The 631-nt window shown below is 69.3% G+C and carries 1 pseudogene; it reads left to right on the forward strand.

The window, feature by feature from the left end:
- Window positions 1-55: 55 nt before the first annotated feature.
- A pseudogene (locus ABD385_RS41245) lies at window positions 56-631 on the forward strand (IS5 family transposase); the annotation flags it as partial.

Raw genomic sequence — 631 nt, forward strand, 5'->3', positions numbered from 1 at the left:
AGGACTTGTCCGGTCGATCATGTGGCTACTTCGTGCCGAGGTCGTTGATGGTGGCATGGGGCGGGGTGATCTGAGGGATGCCGAGTGGGAACGGCTGCGGCCTTTTCTGCCGGTCAGCAACCGGCGTTGTGGCAGGTGGCGGGATCATCGGCAGGTGATCGACGGGATTTTGCACCGGGTGCGGACCGGAGTTCAGTGGCGTGATCTGCCCGAGCGGTTCGGCCCGTGGAAGACGGTCTATGAACGCCATCGTCTGTGGTCCGCCGACGGCACGTGGGAGCGTCTGCTCCAGCAGGTCCAGGCCGCGGCCGACGCGGCAGGCGAGATCGACTGGGACATCGCGGTCGACTCCACCATCGTCCGCGCGCATCAGCACGCGGCCGGCGCCCGCACCGACCCGCCGCCGGCCCTCGCGTCAAAGGGGGCCGGCGAGGTGGAACACCAGGACGAAACGCCGTGGCAGAGCCTGGTCGCCCGCCTGGTGGAGGTGGTGCTGGAGGCGAGGGCCTGGGCCGCTCGCGCGGCGGGTTCACCAGCAAACTCCACCTGAGCGCGGATGGCCGCTGCCGCCCGCTGTCCCTGATCGTCACCGCAGACCAGCGAGCGGACTGCACCCAGCTCAAACCCGTCC

The organism is Streptomyces lunalinharesii (assembly GCF_039532155.1).
In the GTDB taxonomy this organism is placed as follows: domain Bacteria; phylum Actinomycetota; class Actinomycetes; order Streptomycetales; family Streptomycetaceae; genus Streptomyces; species Streptomyces lunalinharesii.